Annotated in this window: 16 protein-coding genes and 3 tRNA genes; 6 read left to right on the top strand and 13 right to left on the bottom strand. The window is 66.3% G+C overall.

Going from position 1 to position 14,917, the window contains the following annotated elements:
* Positions 1-21 precede the first annotated feature (21 nt).
* Complete coding sequence (locus EJP67_RS29570) at positions 22-492, bottom strand: hypothetical protein (protein WP_126025283.1); 471 nt, start codon at positions 490-492, stop codon at positions 22-24.
* A gap of 173 nt (positions 493-665) precedes the next feature.
* Between EJP67_RS29570 and EJP67_RS29565 the strand changes: the two genes are divergently transcribed.
* Positions 666-875: a hypothetical protein gene (locus EJP67_RS29565; RefSeq protein WP_126025282.1), complete on the top strand. Its 210-nt coding sequence runs from the start codon at positions 666-668 to the stop codon at positions 873-875.
* 112 nt (positions 876-987) lie between these two features.
* Here EJP67_RS29565 and EJP67_RS29560 read toward each other — a convergent pair whose 3' ends face one another.
* The 10 genes from EJP67_RS29560 to folC all read right to left on the bottom strand — a co-directional run bounded on the left by EJP67_RS29560 (position 988) and on the right by folC (position 9,300).
* Entirely contained in the window at positions 988-1,365 is a 378-nt protein-coding gene (locus EJP67_RS29560) for an HU family DNA-binding protein (protein WP_126025297.1), read from the bottom strand.
* Positions 1,366-2,019: 654 nt separating this feature from the next.
* Positions 2,020-2,096, bottom strand: a tRNA-Asp gene (locus tag EJP67_RS29555).
* Positions 2,097-2,165: 69 nt separating this feature from the next.
* A tRNA-Glu gene (locus EJP67_RS29550) sits at positions 2,166-2,241 on the bottom strand.
* A 48-nt stretch (positions 2,242-2,289) separates the two neighbouring features.
* Positions 2,290-2,365 (bottom strand) — tRNA-Ala (locus tag EJP67_RS29545).
* Between the two features lie 35 nt (positions 2,366-2,400).
* Positions 2,401-3,789 (bottom strand): glutamate--tRNA ligase, encoded by a 1,389-nt coding sequence (gltX, locus tag EJP67_RS29540; protein ID WP_126025281.1) that lies wholly within the window; start codon positions 3,787-3,789, stop codon positions 2,401-2,403.
* Between the two features lie 4 nt (positions 3,790-3,793).
* Positions 3,794-5,020 (bottom strand): O-succinylhomoserine sulfhydrylase, encoded by a 1,227-nt coding sequence (locus EJP67_RS29535; RefSeq protein ID WP_126025280.1) that lies wholly within the window; start codon positions 5,018-5,020, stop codon positions 3,794-3,796.
* Between the two features lie 13 nt (positions 5,021-5,033).
* The gene (gene purF / locus EJP67_RS29530; RefSeq protein ID WP_126025279.1) at positions 5,034-6,536 is read right to left on the bottom strand and encodes an amidophosphoribosyltransferase; all 1,503 of its coding nucleotides are present in this window, start codon (positions 6,534-6,536) and stop codon (positions 5,034-5,036) included.
* Between the two features lie 12 nt (positions 6,537-6,548).
* Complete coding sequence (locus tag EJP67_RS29525; protein ID WP_126025278.1) at positions 6,549-7,034, bottom strand: CvpA family protein; 486 nt, start codon at positions 7,032-7,034, stop codon at positions 6,549-6,551.
* 21 nt (positions 7,035-7,055) lie between these two features.
* The gene (locus EJP67_RS29520; RefSeq protein ID WP_126025277.1) at positions 7,056-7,931 is read right to left on the bottom strand and encodes an SPOR domain-containing protein; all 876 of its coding nucleotides are present in this window, start codon (positions 7,929-7,931) and stop codon (positions 7,056-7,058) included.
* Between the two features lie 61 nt (positions 7,932-7,992).
* Positions 7,993-9,300: a bifunctional tetrahydrofolate synthase/dihydrofolate synthase gene (folC, locus tag EJP67_RS29515; protein WP_126025276.1), complete on the bottom strand. Its 1,308-nt coding sequence runs from the start codon at positions 9,298-9,300 to the stop codon at positions 7,993-7,995.
* A 36-nt stretch (positions 9,301-9,336) separates the two neighbouring features.
* Between folC and EJP67_RS29510 the strand changes: the two genes are divergently transcribed.
* The 4 genes from EJP67_RS29510 (at position 9,337) to argG (ending at position 12,326) form a co-directional block, all read left to right on the top strand.
* Positions 9,337-9,690 (top strand): ArsC family reductase, encoded by a 354-nt coding sequence (locus EJP67_RS29510; RefSeq protein ID WP_126025275.1) that lies wholly within the window; start codon positions 9,337-9,339, stop codon positions 9,688-9,690.
* 58 nt (positions 9,691-9,748) lie between these two features.
* Positions 9,749-10,375, top strand: coding sequence for a glycine zipper 2TM domain-containing protein (locus EJP67_RS29505; protein WP_126025274.1), 627 nt, complete (start codon positions 9,749-9,751; stop codon positions 10,373-10,375).
* A 125-nt stretch (positions 10,376-10,500) separates the two neighbouring features.
* Positions 10,501-10,827, top strand: coding sequence for a pyrimidine/purine nucleoside phosphorylase (gene ppnP, locus EJP67_RS29500; protein ID WP_126025273.1), 327 nt, complete (start codon positions 10,501-10,503; stop codon positions 10,825-10,827).
* Between the two features lie 158 nt (positions 10,828-10,985).
* Positions 10,986-12,326: an argininosuccinate synthase gene (gene argG, locus EJP67_RS29490; RefSeq protein ID WP_126025272.1), complete on the top strand. Its 1,341-nt coding sequence runs from the start codon at positions 10,986-10,988 to the stop codon at positions 12,324-12,326.
* Between the two features lie 72 nt (positions 12,327-12,398).
* Here the strand turns inward: argG and EJP67_RS29485 are convergent, their stop codons facing one another.
* Entirely contained in the window at positions 12,399-13,250 is an 852-nt protein-coding gene (locus EJP67_RS29485; protein WP_126025271.1) for a glycine-rich domain-containing protein, read from the bottom strand.
* A 17-nt stretch (positions 13,251-13,267) separates the two neighbouring features.
* Positions 13,268-14,320, bottom strand: a complete 1,053-nt coding sequence (gene murB, locus EJP67_RS29480; protein WP_126025270.1) for a UDP-N-acetylmuramate dehydrogenase — start codon at positions 14,318-14,320, stop codon at positions 13,268-13,270.
* Between the two features lie 47 nt (positions 14,321-14,367).
* On the opposite strand from murB, the gene EJP67_RS29475 reads away from it, so the two are divergent.
* Positions 14,368-14,853 carry a YajQ family cyclic di-GMP-binding protein gene (locus EJP67_RS29475; protein ID WP_126025269.1) on the top strand — a complete coding sequence of 162 codons (486 nt, stop codon included), beginning with the start codon at positions 14,368-14,370 and terminating at the stop codon, positions 14,851-14,853.
* Positions 14,854-14,917: the final 64 nt, after the last annotated feature.

The raw sequence follows: 14,917 nt of genomic DNA, 5'->3' as shown, positions 1-14,917 counted from the left end.
GTGAGGAGATCGGCAGCCTTTTCAGGGCAACTGGACGATGCGGATCGCAACGCCGGGGCCGAAGGCGGCCTGCAGGAGCGCCTTCGCCTCCACGCTGCGCTGGTCGGTCGGCGACTGCACGGCGAGCCAGCCTTCGGTGGGGCGCCGCTGCAGGTGCCAGCCTTCCTGTCCGAGCTGGATGAGCCGGGCCAGCGCCGCAGCGTCCGCCACCGGCGGCGCGGCGGGCGTGATGTCGAGCCAGTCGGTGACCTGTTCGCTCTCGCCGCCCAGGCGGGCTGCGGCGCCTTGCGCAAGCACTTGCTGCGTAGCTGCGTCTTGCACCGTGCCCTGAAGCACGATGCCGCCACCGTGCCAGCGGATCTCGAGCGACGAAGCCGACTCGGCCGCACGGGCTTGCGGTTCACCGGCGGCCCCAACGCGCCAAGCGATACCCATTGCCAGGATGGCAAGGCCGGCGATCGCTGCAAGAAGAATGATGGTGCGCTTCGTCATTCGAGGCGCGAGGGTGCCACGCCGCGCATGACGCAGGTGTGACGATCGGCTGCAGTCGACGGACAGCCATTCGGCCTACACGGATAAGCGCATGCCGGCGCATCCGCGGATCACCGGATTCCGATACGCTTGAGTTCCGTCCCCCGCATTCCCCAACACCCCGAGGAACGAACATGGCAGCCAATGCGAAAGTCACAGGAAATGTCGAATACCGGGCCGGCGATGGCCCCCTGATCCTCATTCCCCAAGGCCCCATCGAAATCCAGTTGGCGCCCGACAGCGCCGTGCTGAGCTGGGGCGATGCCGGCAGCATGCAGACGACGGCGATACCGATCGCCGAGTACCAGCGCTACCTGAACGAGGGCGTGATCCAGCCCGACTGAAATGTGCCGGCGGCAGCCGAGCCGACCGACCAATAAGAAACGGCCCCGAGGGGCCGTTTCTTATGGAGCATCCTGGACACACGGCCGGGATGCCTGCGTCACCGCTTCTTTCTTACTTCTTCTTGGCAGCCACGGCCTTCTTGGCGGGAGCGGCGGCCTTCTTCGCTGCGGGCTTGGCAGCCACAGCCTTGCTGTCGGCCTTGCGCTTTGCAGCCTTGGGGTCCACGGCGGCCTTGAAGGCTGCGCCCGGCACGAACTTCGGCACCTTCTGTGCGGCGATCTTGATCTTGGTGCCGGCGCTGGGGTTGAAGCCCGAGCGTGCGGCGCGCGCCACTTGCTTGAAAGTACCGAAGCCGACGATCTGGACGGGGTCGTCCTTCTTCACGGCGGCGACGATCGAGCTGGTGATGGTCTCGAGGACGCGCGCGGCTTCTGCCTTGCTGAGGTTGTGGGCGGCGGCGATTTTTTCGACGAGTTCGATGCGGTTCAACTGAGTTCCTAATAAGTTTGATTTCGCCATGTTGCCTATGGCGGCGCAGCACGAATCACGCTGCAAGCGGGCGGGAGTTTATTCGACTGCGAGAGCCCGGATGTAACGCGGTCGCTTCGAGTTGTCGTTGATTTGCCTCATTCGGTCTTCGAGGAGGTCTTGTGCCTGCATGTCGGCGAGCGATCCATGTCGCGAATGACCATAGATCAGCGAGAAAAATCGCGCCCCGCGCGATGACCAGTACGCCGGGCCGCAACGAAGTTCTCCGAGGAGATTTGATGGCACCGCACTCGTGAAGGCTGCCGCGGCTCTCCGATGCCGCTGTCATGGTGAAGCTACCGTAGCGACGAAGCTACGTATCGAGCGCGTGTCCGCTACGTTGCTCTCCAACAGCATAGGTGGACCAAGCATCGAGCATCTCTACCGATGCTCTCCCTGCGCAGGCGCATCCTGAACTCGCACCCGAACCTGATCGTGGATTCATTCGACACGCCGCTCGTCCCATGCGACAAACGCACGGCGCCTCGTAGCCACGAGGCAACAGACATGCGCAGATCAGCGGATGAATGGGGGGAAGAATGGGGGAAGCAAAGAAACAGGTAGAAGCCAGAAAGTGAAAAGCCCCTGCAGCTTTTGGCTGCAGGGGCTTCTGACTGGCGGAGTGGACGGGACTCGAACCCGCGACCCCCGGCGTGACAGGCCGGTATTCTAACCAACTGAACTACCACTCCTGGTAGACAACGTTCGCTCCTTGCGGAACCGAGTGTTGACGACTCGTGCCTGCTTCACTGAAGTGAAACTGGCGACCCTACGGGGATTCGAACCCCGGTAGCCACCGTGAAAGGGTGGTGTCCTAGGCCTCTAGACGATAGGGTCAAAACCTTGGACGTGCTGCGATCAGCATCTCATACCTTCTCGACACTCTGGTGGAGGTAAGCGGGATCGAACCGCTGACCTCTTGCATGCCATGCAAGCGCTCTCCCAGCTGAGCTATACCCCCGTGTGGGTGTCGAGCCTCAGATTATAGCCCGAATTTCAGGCCTTTCTCAATCGTTCGATAACTTTTTCGCGGGAAAAAATTTCGAGGACTGAATCCAAGGACGGTGTTTGCGGTGTTCCCATCACAAGCACTCGTACTGGCATCGCTAACACCGGCATCTTCAATGCGTGTGTCGCGAGGACTTCCTTGATCATAACTGCGATCGAGGCCTTATCCCACGCGACCGTCATCATTTTTTCTGCAAGCGTTGCGATTGCGGGCTTCACTGCATCGGTGACGTGCTGTGCGCGATCGGCTTCGGTCACGGTGATGTCCGCATAGAACGCAGCAGCCCAGTCGGCCAGCGCGACTGTCGTCTCGCAACGGTCCTTGAAGAGCGCGCAGATCGCGGGCAGGCGCTCGTCCGCAACGATGCCGCGCTTGTGCAGCTGCGCTGCAACGAGCGGTGCGAGTTCATCGCCGCTCTTCGCCTTGATGTACTGCGCATTGACCCACGCGAGCTTCGCCGCATCCCACTGCGCGGGGCTCTTCGACAGATGCGAACCGTCGAACCAGCTCACCATCTGCTCGCGCGTGAAGAGCTCGTCGTCGCCGTGGCTCCAGCCCAGGCGCGCGAGATAGTTGAGCATCGCTTCCGGCAGGTAGCCGTTGTCTTCGTAGGCAGTGACGCTCACTGCGCCGCGGCGCTTCGAGAGCTTCTGTCCGTCGTCGCCGAGGATCACCGGCACGTGGCCGAACTCGGGCAGCGGCGCACCCAGCGCGCGGAAGATATTGATCTGCCACGGCGTGTTGTTGATGTGCTCGTCGCCGCGGAACACGTGCGTGATGTTCATGTCCCAGTCGTCGACCACCACCGCGAAGTTGTAGGTCGGCACACCGTCGGGCCGCAGGATGATGAGGTCGTCGATCTCACGGTTGTTGATGGTGATCTCGCCCTTCACGAGGTCGTTCCACGTCACGTCGCCTTCGGGAGGATTGCAGAAGCGCACCACCGGCGGCACGCCTTCGGGCACGGGCGGCAGCACCTTGCCCGGCTCAGGACGCCAGCGGCGGTCGTACAGCGTCTTCTCTCCGCGCGCGCGTTGCGCCTCGCGCATCTCCTCGAGTTCCGCAGGCGTGCAATAGCAGTAGTAGGCGGTGCCCGCCGCGAGCATCTGCGCGATCACTTCGCGGTAGCGCTCCAGGCGCTGCATCTGGTAGATCGGGCCTTCGTCGTATTCGAGGCCGAGCCAGTGCATCGACGCGAGGATCTGGTCGGTAGAGTCCTGCGTGGAGCGGGCCACGTCGGTGTCTTCGATGCGCAGCACGAACTCGCCGCCGTGGTGGCGCGCATAGGCCCACGAGTAGAGGGCCGTGCGAGCCGTGCCCAGGTGAAGAAAGCCCGTGGGGGATGGTGCGATGCGGGTGCGTACTTTGCCGGTCATTTCGTTATCGTGGATTCAGGGTGCTCAGGCCGCGCGCGATGTCGGCCTTGATGTCTTCGACATGCTCGAGGCCGACCGCGAGGCGGATCAGCCCCTGGCCGATGCCCGCGGCCTGGCGCTGCGCCTCTGTCAGGCGGCCATGCGAGGTGGTGCCGGGGTGCGTGATGATGGTCTTCACGTCGCCCAGGTTGGTGGCACGGCTCACGACGCGCGTGCTGTTCATGACGTGGAAGGCATTGGCCCGTGCCGTTTCGGGCGAGTCGCCGACCACGTCGAAGGACACTACCGCCCCGCCCTGCCCCGACTGTTGCTGCATGGCCAGCTCGTGCTGCGCATGCGAAGCCAGCCCCGGGTAGTACACGCGCGAGATGCCCGGCTGCTTCTCGAGCCACTGCGCAATTTCCATCGCGTTGGCGCAATGCGCCTTCATGCGGATGCCGAGCGTCTCGATGCCCTTGAGCACGACCCACGCGTTGAACGGCGCCAGCGCCATGCCGGCGGTGCGCACGATGGGGCCGAACACGTCGACGATGAGCTTCGAGGGGCCGCAGATCGCACCGGCCATCACGCGGCCCTGCCCGTCGAGGTGCTTGGTGCCCGAGTGGATGACGAGGTCGGCCCCCAGCTCCGCCGGACGCTGCAGGATCGGCGTGCAGAAGCAGTTGTCGACCGCCAGCAGCGCGCCCGCCGCATGCGCCACGTCGGCCAGCGCGCGGATGTCGCAGACCTCCGTGAGCGGATTGGTCGGCGTCTCGGCGAACAGCAGCCTGGTGTTCGGCTTCACGGCCGCGCGCCATTCGGCCACGTCGGTCTGCGACACGAAGGTGGTCTCGACGCCGAACTTGGCGAATTCCTTGCCGAACAGGTTCAGCGTGGAGCCGAACACCGAGCGCGAGCAGATCACGTGGTCGCCGGCCTTCAGCAGGCCCATGCACATCATGAGGATCGCGCCCATGCCGGTCGATGCGCCGATCGCCGCCTCGGTGCCTTCGAGCGCCGCGATGCGCTGCTCGAAGCTGGTCACGGTCGGGTTCGAGGTGCGCGAGTAGGTGAAGCCAGGCTCGGTGCCCGCGAAGCGGCGCATCGAGGTTTCGGCGTCGGGCTGCACGAAGCCGCTGGTCAGGAAGAGCGCGTCGGAGTGCTCGCCGTACTGGCTCGGCGCGAGACCGGTGCGCAGCGCGAGCGTCTCGGGGTGCAGCCCGGGCGGCAGTGTTCTTTCGTCGTCGGTCACTTCGTCTGCTCTCTCACTCGCTGTGATTGGGAAGCGCGAGGCGCGAGGAATCCTCTTCGGTCTCCTCGATGCGTGGACGGTTGCCGTTCATGCGGGTGATGGCGTCGGTATCGATGTCGCCGGTCACGTACACGCCGTCGAAGCAGGAGGCGTCGAAACCATCGAGCTTGCCGTTCAGTGAACCGATGGCGCGCTTCATTGCATCGACATCCTGGTAGATCAGCGCGTCGCAACCGATCAGCTCGCGGATTTCCTCGACGGTGCGGTCGTGCGCAACCAGCTCGTCCTTGGTCGGCATGTCGATGCCGTAGACGTTGGGATAGCGCACCGGCGGCGCGGCGCTGGCCAGGTAGACCTTGCGGGCGCCGGCGTCGCGCGCCATCTGCACGATTTCGCGGCTGGTGGTGCCGCGCACGATGGAGTCGTCGACCAGCAGCACGTTGCGGCCCTTGAATTCGCTGCCGATCACGTTGAGCTTCTGGCGCACCGACTTCTTGCGCACGCCCTGCCCCGGCATGATGAAGGTGCGTCCGACGTAGCGGTTCTTCACGAAGCCTTCGCGGTACGGCACGCCCAGCAGGTGCGCGAGCTGCGTGGCGCTCGGACGGCTCGACTCGGGGATCGGGATGATCACGTCGATCTGGTTCGGCGGCACGGTCGACACGACGCGCTTGGCCAGCGTCTCGCCGAGGTTCAGGCGCGCCTGGTAGACCGAAATGCCGTCGAGCACGGAGTCGGGTCGGGCCAGGTAGACGAATTCGAATATGCAGGGGTTCAGCGTCGGCGACTCGGCGCACTGCATCGAATGCACCTTGCCCTCGAGGTCGATGAACACGGCCTCACCAGGGTTGATGTTGCGCTCGAAGGTATGGCCCGAGCCCTCCAGCGCGACCGATTCGCTCGCCACCATCACGGTGCCGTCGGCGCTGCGGCCCATGCACAGCGGGCGGATGCCGTACGGGTCGCGGAAAGCCAGCAGGCCGTGGCCGGCGATGAGCGACACCACGGCATACGAGCCGCGCAGGCGCTTGTGCATGCTCTTCACGGCGGCGAACACCTCGGCCGGATGCAGCGGCACGCCGCGCGAGGCGCGCTCGAGCTCGTGCGCCAGCACGTTGAGCAGCACTTCGGAGTCGCTCTCGGTGTTGGTGTGGCGGTGGTCGGTGGAGAACAGCTCCGAGCGCAGCGCGTGCGCGTTGGTCAGGTTGCCGTTGTGCACCAGCACGATGCCGAAGGGCGCGTTCACGTAGAAGGGCTGGGCCTCTTCCTCGCTGTAGGCGTTGCCGGCGGTCGGGTAGCGCACCTGGCCCAGGCCCACGCTGCCCGGCAGCGCGCGCATGTTGCGCGTGCGGAACACGTCGCGGACCATGCCCTTGGCCTTGTGCATGAAGAACTTGCGTTCCTGCAGCGTGACGATGCCTGCGGCATCCTGGCCGCGGTGCTGCAGGAGCAGCAGCGCGTCATAGAGCAGCTGATTGACGGGTGCGTTGCTGACAACGCCGACGATTCCACACATGAACGATTCCCCTTAGGGCAGGTAGCTGGCCAACTTTTCAGGCAGGGAGGGCTTGAGGCCCTGCAATGCCGCATCGAGAACAATGGCGCTGCGCGATTCGTGCCACCAGGCACTGTCGCTCAACACCAGCAAATGGACAACGACGGCGAACACGAGCAGGGCCACCACGCCCCGCGCCGCGCCGAACGCCGCGCCCAGAATCCGGTCCACCGGCCGCAGACCCACGACCGTGATCAACTTGCGCGTGAGCGCTGCCACCAGCCCCACGCCGAACACCACCGCCACGAACACCAGCACGAAGGCCAGCGGGTAGCGCCACGCTCCGTGCGGGTCACCGAACGGCAGCCATGCCGCCACGTCCGACGCCAGCCACTGGGCTGCAATGAAGGCGGCCACCCATCCGATCAGCGAAATCACCTCGAACACCAGCCCGCGCATCAGGCCGAAAAGCATCGACACCCCGATGAGCGCGACGGCGATCCAGTCGAGCAAGGCCACGGCAACGGCTGGCGACGACTCTTACAACGTGAGGATCGCGGCCGACAAAGACAAGCCCTTGACCTTATCGGCCGCGCGGTCGGCCTCGGCACGCGAGCTGAAGGGGCCGACACGCACACGCGTGCGTTCGCCGTCGGCAGTCTTCGCCACGTGCACATAGGTCTTGAGACCGGCCCTCTCGAGCTTCTGGCGCACTTCGCGCGCCTTGTCGGCGTCGGCGAAGGCGCCGACCTGCACCACGAAGCGGCCGCCCTCGTCGGCAGCGGCGGGCTTGGCGGCGGCCGCGGTGACGGGCTTGCCCTCGAGCAGCGCGCGGGCGCGGGCGCCGTCGTCCACGGCGGCAGGTTTCGGCTTGGCTTCGGGCTTGGGTTCCGGCTTCGGCTTGGGCTCCGGTTTCGGTTCCGGCTTGTGCTCGGGCTTGGGTTCGGGCTTCGGCTCAGGTTTGGGTTCTGGCTTGGGGTCCGGCTTGCGCTCGGGCGCCGGGGCCTGCGTGGAGCTGGCGACCGGCTTGCCGGGGTCGATCTCGGTGCCGTCCGCGGCTTCGGTGATCATGCCGCTCGACGACGAGGCGGATGCCACGCGCGAGCTGCCGTTGTCGGGGGCGGCAGGCGTCGTGCTGCTGCTGGTGGCGGGCGCCGGCGTTGCCGGCACGGGCAGCGGCTTGACCTTGTTGCGGTCCGGAATCTCGATGGGGATGTCGACCGACACCGGCCGCGGCTGGGTATCGAACAGCAGCGGGAAGCCGATCACGCCGAGCAGCACCAGCACCGCCGCGCCGAGCAGCCGGTGGCGCGCACGCCGACGCATGGTTTCGACACTTTCCGCTGGGACTGCGGCTGGGGCGCCTCGTCCTTCGTTGCCTTGCGGGCCGCGCGTGCGGAACTTGAAAAACGCCATGAAGTTCGATCCCTGGAGGAGTGCAGCGAGGTGGTGCCAGAAGGTGCGTACAACCCGACGATCAGCCGCCCGGCGACAGGTGTTTGGCTTGCAGCCGGGGAGTGCCGTTTTCGAGGACGCCACCCACGGTGAAGAACGATCCGAAGACCACGATTCTATCAGCGGGCCCTGCCTGCCCGATGGCCGCGCGCAGCGCCTCCATCGGCCCTGCATGCACGCTGCCGGAGGCGTCGGTGCGCGTGTTCTGCGCCTGCCAGGTGGCCAGCAGGTCGGCCGCCTTGGCGGCGCGCGGCGTAGGCAGGTCGGTGAAGTACCAGCGGTCGATCAGCGGCCCGATGCGCGCGAGGATCGGGGCCAGGTCCTTGTCCGCCATCACGCCGAAAACGCCGTGCGTGGTGGGGTAGAAACCCATCGCGTCGAGGTTCTCGGCCAGCGCGGCCACGGCGTGCGCGTTGTGCGCCACGTCGAGCACCAGCGCGGGCTCGCCCGGCACGATCTGGAAGCGGCCCGGCAGCTCGACCATCGCGAGCCCGTTGCGCACCGCCTGCGCCGTGATCGGCAGTTGTGGCCGCAGCGCCTCGAGCGCCGCCAGCACGCCGGCCGCATTGATGAGCTGGTTGGCGCCGCGCAGGGCCGGATAGGCCAGCCCGCTGTAGCGCCGCCCGCGGCCCGACCAGCCCCACTGCTGCTTGTCGCCCGCAACGTTGAAGTCGGTTCCGAAGCGCCAGAGGTCGGCGCCGATCGAGTTGGCATGGTCGATCACGCTCTGCGGCGGCACCGGGTCGCTCACGATGGCGGGCTTGCCCGGGCGCATGATGCCGGCCTTCTCGAAGCCGATGCTCTCGCGGTCGGGCCCGAGGTATTCCATGTGGTCGAGGTCGATGCTGGTGATGACCGCGCAGTCGGTGTCGATGATGTTGACCGCGTCGAGCCGGCCGCCCAGGCCCACCTCGAGGATCGCCACGTCGGGCTTTTCCACGGTCATGCAGTGCAGGATGCCGAGCGTGGTGAATTCGAAGTAGGTCAGCGGCATCTCGCCGCGCGCCTTTTCCACCACTTCGAAGCTTGCTATCAGTTTCGAAGCATCGACAGCCTCGCCCTGCAGCCGCAGGCGCTCCTCGAAGCGCACCAGGTGCGGCGAGGTGAACACCGCCGTGCGGTAGCCCGCGTGCGTCAGGATCGATTCGAGCATGGCGCAGGTCGAGCCCTTGCCGTTGGTGCCCGCCACCGTGATCACGGGGCAGGCGAAGCGCAGGCCGAGGCGCTGCGCCATCTCTTTGGCGCGTTCGAGTCCGAGCTCGATGTTCTTGGGATGGAGCCGCTCGGCGCGCTCGAGCCAGTCGTTCAGGGTTTCCATGGAGGCGGGCATTGTCGCCGACCCGTCGGCCGGGGCATCATCGCGGCCATGACAACCCTCTACGGCATTCCGAATTGCGACACCGTCAAGCGCGCCCGCGCCTGGCTCGACGAACACGGCATTGAATACACCTTCCACGACTTCAAGAAACAGGGCGTTCCCGAGGCAGAGCTCGACCAGTGGCTGAAGAAGCCCGGCTGGGAAGCCCTGGTCAACCGCAAGGGCACCACCTGGCGCAAACTGGACGACGCCACCCGCGAGGGCGTGGTCGACGCCGTTTCCGCCCGCGCCGTGCTGCTGGCCAATCCCAGCCTGATCAAGCGGCCGGTGGTCAACTGGGGGCCCAAAAAGCCCGTTACGGCGGGATTCGACGCCGACGCCTGGGCTGTCAACGCCGTGTAAACCCCGGAACCCGGCCTGCCGCCCGGCGTCGAACCTCGATCCGCAGGAGAGACACACCATGAACAATCGCACTTTTCGCACTCTCGCAGGCATTTCAGTCGCCGGCATGCTGGCCGCCGGCACCGGCCTCGTTCATGCGCAGCAGAACCAGGTGGTCCAGGCCCGAGTGATCTCCGCCACCCCGATCCGCGAAACGACCGGCAGCGACGTGAACTACAACGTCACGTACGAATACAACGGCCGGCAGTACACCACCCGCATGAACACCCGGCCCGGAGCGACCATTCCGATCCAGGCCGGCGCGTATGGCGTGACGGGCGTGACCGGCGTGACGACCTCCCCGGTGACACCGCAGCCGCAGTTGCAGGCCTACCCGGTCGAGGCCAACAACGGCGGCGGCTACGCCCCGCAGTCCGCTGGCTCGCCATGGGACAGCGTGGTTCCCGAGCCCGGCGTCGTCGTCTCCAGCGCCCCCGCGCCGGTCTACCAGTCGGCGCCCGTGTACACCGCTCCCGCCCCCGTCTACGTGGAGCCGGCCTATACGTACCCCTATGCCTATCCCTACGTCTACCCGCCGGTCGGCATCTCGCTGAACCTCGGCTATTCGCGAGGCTGGGGCGGCGGCTACTACCGCGGCTACGGCTATCGCGGCTGGGGCGGCTATCGCGGCGGCTGGCACCGTTGAGGCGAGGGCTGGCGGGCCGCCGCCCCCGAGCCCCTAAAATCGAGGACTTTTCCAACCCTTGACGGGTGCGCCGCAGGTGCGGTGCGTCCTCGATTCGCCGGCCGCCAAGGCGCCGGCGCCACCCAATGACGACGACTACCGACACTCTGAACAGCGCCGCAGTGGCCACCAAGGCCAATGTGTATTTCGATGGCAAGTGCGTGAGCCACAGCCTTACGCTGGCGGACGGCACCAAAAAATCGGTCGGCGTGATCCTGCCGTCCACCCTCACCTTCAACACCGGCGCTCCCGAAATCATGGAAGGCACCGCCGGCAGTTGCGAATACCAGCTCGCGGGCACCGACGAATGGATCGCCTCGGGCCCCGGCCAGAAGTTCAACGTGCCCGGCAACTCGAGCTTCAAGATCCGCGTGACGGGCGAGCCCTACAGCTACATCTGTCATTTTGGGTAAACCCCAGGCTTCGCGCACTTCGTGTCGCTTCTCCCACCCCCTTGCAGGGGGCGATACCGGTGGCCCGGCAAAGCCGGTTCCACGGTATCCCGGGCAAAGAGCCGCGCCACGAAAGCCATGAGCCATTGAACCGCGCCACCACCAACGGAACTCCCAACATGTCGACCATCCTCCAAAACGTTCCCGCCGGCCAGAAGGTCGGCATCGCCTTCTCCGGCGGCCTGGACACCAGCGCGGCGCTCCACTGGATGCGCAACAAGGGCGCGATCCCCTACGCTTACACCGCCAACCTCGGTCAGCCCGACGAGCCCGACTACGACGAGATCCCCCGCAAGGCGATGCTCTACGGCGCAGAGAACGCCCGCCTGATCGACTGCCGCGCGCAGCTGGCCAACGAAGGCATCGCCGCCCTGCAGGCCGGCGCATTCCACGTGACCACCGCCGGCGTCACCTACTTCAACACCACGCCGCTGGGCCGCGCCGTCACCGGCACCATGCTCGTGTCGGCCATGAAGGAAGACGACGTCCACATCTGGGGCGACGGCAGCACCTACAAGGGCAACGACATCGAGCGCTTCTACCGCTACGGCCTGCTGACCAACCCCGCCCTCAAGATCTACAAGCCCTGGCTAGACCAGGTCTTCATCGACGAGCTGGGCGGCCGCGCCGAGATGTCGGCGTTCATGCAGAAGGCCGGCTTCGCCTACAAGATGTCGGCCGAGAAGGCGTACTCCACCGACTCCAACATGCTCGGCGCCACGCACGAAGCCAAGGACCTGGAGCACCTGAACAGCGGCATCACCATCGTGCAGCCCATCATGGGCGTCGCCTTCTGGAAGGACGAGGTCGAGGTCAAGCGCGAGACCGTGTCTGTGCGCTTCGAGGAAGGCGTGCCGGTCGCGCTGAACGGCGTGCGCTACTCGAACCTGGTCGAGCTGATCCTCGAAGCCAACCGCATCGGCGGCCGCCACGGCCTGGGCATGAGCGACCAGATCGAGAACCGCATCATCGAGGCCAAGAGCCGCGGCATCTACGAGGCTCCCGGCCTTGCGCTGCTGTTCATCGCCTACGAGCGCCTGGTCACCGGCATCCACAACGAAGACACCATCGAGCAGTACCGCGAGAACGGCCGCAAGCTGGGCCGCCTGCTCTACCAGGGCCGCTGGTTCGACCCGCAGGCCATCATGCTGCGCGAGACGGCCCAGCGCTGGGTGGCGCGCGCCATCACGGGCGAGGTGACGGTCGAGCTGCGCCGCGGCAACGACTACTCGATCATGAACACCGAGTCGGCCAACCTCACCTACAAGCCCGAGCGCCTGAGCATGGAGAAGGTCGAAGGCGCGTTCACGCCGCTGGACCGCATCGGCCAGCTGACGATGCGCAACCTCGACATCGCCGACACGCGCGAGAAGCTGGGCATCTACACCCAGACCGGCCTGCTGTCGTCGACCGAAGGCGCCGCGCTGCCGAAGCTGGCGAACGACGGCGACGCGAGCTGATCGGGCAACGGACCGCTCCAATGACGACGGGCCCCTCGGGGCCCGTTTTTCATGGATGAAACGCGGAGAAGATCAGTCTCCGCCGCCTCCGCCGCAGCCGCCTCCGCAACCCCCACCGCCGCATCCGCTTCCGCCATCGGACGAACCGCCATCGCTGGAGCCGCCGTCGCTACTGCTGCTGCTCGATTCGCTGCCACCGAAGCCGCCGGCGTCGCCCGAACTGCCGCCGTCCGAGGAGGAATCGCCGAAGCTGGTGCCGCAATGGGCGTCGGAGCCGATGTGCCGCTCGACCGCCCGGCAGTCGGGCACGTAGTGAAAGCCGCCTTCGACGGCGAACTTGACGTCCAGCGCGAACAGCAGCGGCAGCCGCGCGGGCTTGCGCGGATCGATGCTCTCTTCCTTGCAGGCCCAGTACCAGGTGCGGCGCAGGCCGTCGTTGCGCTTGGGGTCCCGGCCAAGCACTTCGGCAGGACTGTGGTGCAGCATGCCGCCGAAGGCCGCCTTGCACCAGTTCTGGTAGCCCTGCGTGTGCAGGATGAACTCGTGCCAGGCCGTGTCGACCACCTTCGAGGGCATGGCCACGAACTTGCGGTCGCTGCGCAGGTGCGCCATGAAGAACTGGCGCAGGCCGCGCAGCACCAGTTCGGCGTCGCGCCGGCTGAGCTGCGGATGCGCCTGGCACAGCTTGCCGACCAGGAAGGGCGGCAGCCGCGCCTCGCGGATGAACTGGCGCCGCAGGCTGGTCTCGAGGAACTTCAGCACCGCCGCGAACAGCAGCGCGAACACGATCACCGCCACCATCGAGCCCCAGCGCCGCGTTCCGAGGAAGAGCGCCAGCAGCGCGACCACGGGCACCGCCCGGCGGGCCCAGACGAGGGCACCGATGCGGCGGCGGAAATTCAGGTGCAGGAAGTCGAGGTCCATGCTGGCGTGGCGTCAGCTCAGACGACGACCGGCTCCGGCTCCAGCCGGATGCCGAAACGCTCGTACACGCTGGTCTGGATCGCCTTGGCGAGCGTCATCACCTCGCCGCCGGTCACCGGGTTCTCGCGGCCGCCGCGGTTGACCAGCACCAGCGCCTGCCGCTCGTACACGCCGGCATTGCCCACCGACTTGCCCTTCCAGCCGCAGGCGTCGATGAGCCAGCCGGCCGCCAGCTTGATGCTGCCGTCGTCCATCGGGTAGTGAACGATCTTCGGGTCGCGCGCGATGATGTCCGCGCACTGCTCGGGCGTGACCGTCGGGTTCTTGAAGAAGCTGCCGGCGTTGCCCAGCACGCGCCAGTCGGGCAGCTTGGCGCGGCGGATGGCGCAGATCCAGTCGAAGATGTCCTGTGCGCTTGGCGTGAAGTTGCCCGTCTCCTCCATCTTGCGCTCCAGGTCGAGGTAGCCGACCACCGGTTTCCAGGGCTTGGGCAGGCGAAAGCGCACCCGGGTGATCACCGCCCTGCCCGCCAGGCCGAAATCGTTCGGACCGCTGCGCACGTGCTTGAAGACCGAGTCGCGGTAGCCGAAGGCGCATTGGGCCGCATCGAGGGTGAAGCTGCGGCCGGTTTCGAGGTCGAAGGCGTCGAGCGACTCGAAGCGGTCCTGCAGTTCGACACCGTAGGCGCCGATGTTCTGCACCGGCGAGCCGCCCACCGTGCCGGGAATCAGCGCCAGGTTCTCCAGCCCCGGGTAGCCGTTGCGCACCATCCACTCGACGGCGTCGTGCCAGGTTTCGCCCGCGCCGGCCTCCACGATCCAGGCGCGCGGGGTTTCTTCCAGCAGCCGCAGGCCCTTGATCTCGACCTTCAGCACCAGCGACTTGACGTCGCCCGTCAGCACGATGTTGCTGCCGCCGCCCAGCACGAAACGGGGCGCGTCGCGCCATGCCGGATCGTCGCGCAGCGCGGCCAGGTCGGCCTCGCCGGCAATGCGCGCCATGTGCTGCGCGCGCGCGACGATGCCGAAGCTGTTGTAGGGCTGCAGCGGGACGTTGGACTCCACGATCATGGGAGAATTGTCGCATCTGCACCCGTGAAGAATTCAGGAGAGAGTCCATGCCGTCCTTCGATACCGTCTGCGAACCCAACCTTCCCGAGGTGAAGAACGCAGTCGAGAACACCGCCAAGGAAATCGCCACGCGTTTCGATTTCAAGGGCACGGCCGCCGCCGTCGAGCTCAAGGACAAGGAAATCACCATGATCGGCGACGCCGAGTTCCAGCTCGTGCAAGTCGAAGACATCCTTCGCAACAAGCTCACCAAGCGCAGCGTCGACGTGCGCTTCCTCGACAAGGGCGACGTCCAGAAGATGGGCGGCGACAAGGTCAAGCAGGTCATCAAGATCAAGAACGGCATCGAGAGCGAGCAGGCCAAGAAGATCACCCGCATCGTCAAGGACAGCAAGCTCAAGGTTCAGGCCGCGATCCAGGGCGACGCGGTGCGCGTCACCGGCGCCAAGCGCGACGACCTGCAGGCAGCCATGGCGCTGATCAAGAAGGACGTGCCCGACATGCCGCTCACCTTCAACAACTTCAGGGACTGATCTAGGTACTCCCCCAGGCTTGCCCACTTCGTGTGGCCGCCAACCCCCTCGCCGGGGGCAATAC

Source organism: Variovorax guangxiensis, assembly GCF_003952165.1.
Taxonomy (GTDB): domain Bacteria; phylum Pseudomonadota; class Gammaproteobacteria; order Burkholderiales; family Burkholderiaceae_C; genus Variovorax; species Variovorax guangxiensis.
This window is presented reverse-complemented; position numbering and strand designations above follow the sequence as displayed.

Coding starts and splice junctions, on each gene's coding strand:
- EJP67_RS29520 (WP_126025277.1), bottom strand. CDS start 7,931: ATGGCGTTTTTCAAGTTCCGCACGCGCGGCCCGCAAGGCAACGAAGGA.
- EJP67_RS29505 (WP_126025274.1), top strand. CDS start 9,749: ATGAACAATCGCACTTTTCGCACTCTCGCAGGCATTTCAGTCGCCGGC.
- EJP67_RS29565 (WP_126025282.1), top strand. CDS start 666: ATGGCAGCCAATGCGAAAGTCACAGGAAATGTCGAATACCGGGCCGGC.
- EJP67_RS29475 (WP_126025269.1), top strand. CDS start 14,368: ATGCCGTCCTTCGATACCGTCTGCGAACCCAACCTTCCCGAGGTGAAG.
- EJP67_RS29485 (WP_126025271.1), bottom strand. CDS start 13,250: ATGGACCTCGACTTCCTGCACCTGAATTTCCGCCGCCGCATCGGTGCC.
- folC (WP_126025276.1), bottom strand. CDS start 9,300: ATGCCCGCCTCCATGGAAACCCTGAACGACTGGCTCGAGCGCGCCGAG.
- argG (WP_126025272.1), top strand. CDS start 10,986: ATGTCGACCATCCTCCAAAACGTTCCCGCCGGCCAGAAGGTCGGCATC.
- EJP67_RS29570 (WP_126025283.1), bottom strand. CDS start 492: ATGACGAAGCGCACCATCATTCTTCTTGCAGCGATCGCCGGCCTTGCC.
- purF (WP_126025279.1), bottom strand. CDS start 6,536: ATGTGTGGAATCGTCGGCGTTGTCAGCAACGCACCCGTCAATCAGCTG.
- gltX (WP_126025281.1), bottom strand. CDS start 3,789: ATGACCGGCAAAGTACGCACCCGCATCGCACCATCCCCCACGGGCTTT.
- ppnP (WP_126025273.1), top strand. CDS start 10,501: ATGACGACGACTACCGACACTCTGAACAGCGCCGCAGTGGCCACCAAG.
- murB (WP_126025270.1), bottom strand. CDS start 14,320: ATGATCGTGGAGTCCAACGTCCCGCTGCAGCCCTACAACAGCTTCGGC.
- EJP67_RS29510 (WP_126025275.1), top strand. CDS start 9,337: ATGACAACCCTCTACGGCATTCCGAATTGCGACACCGTCAAGCGCGCC.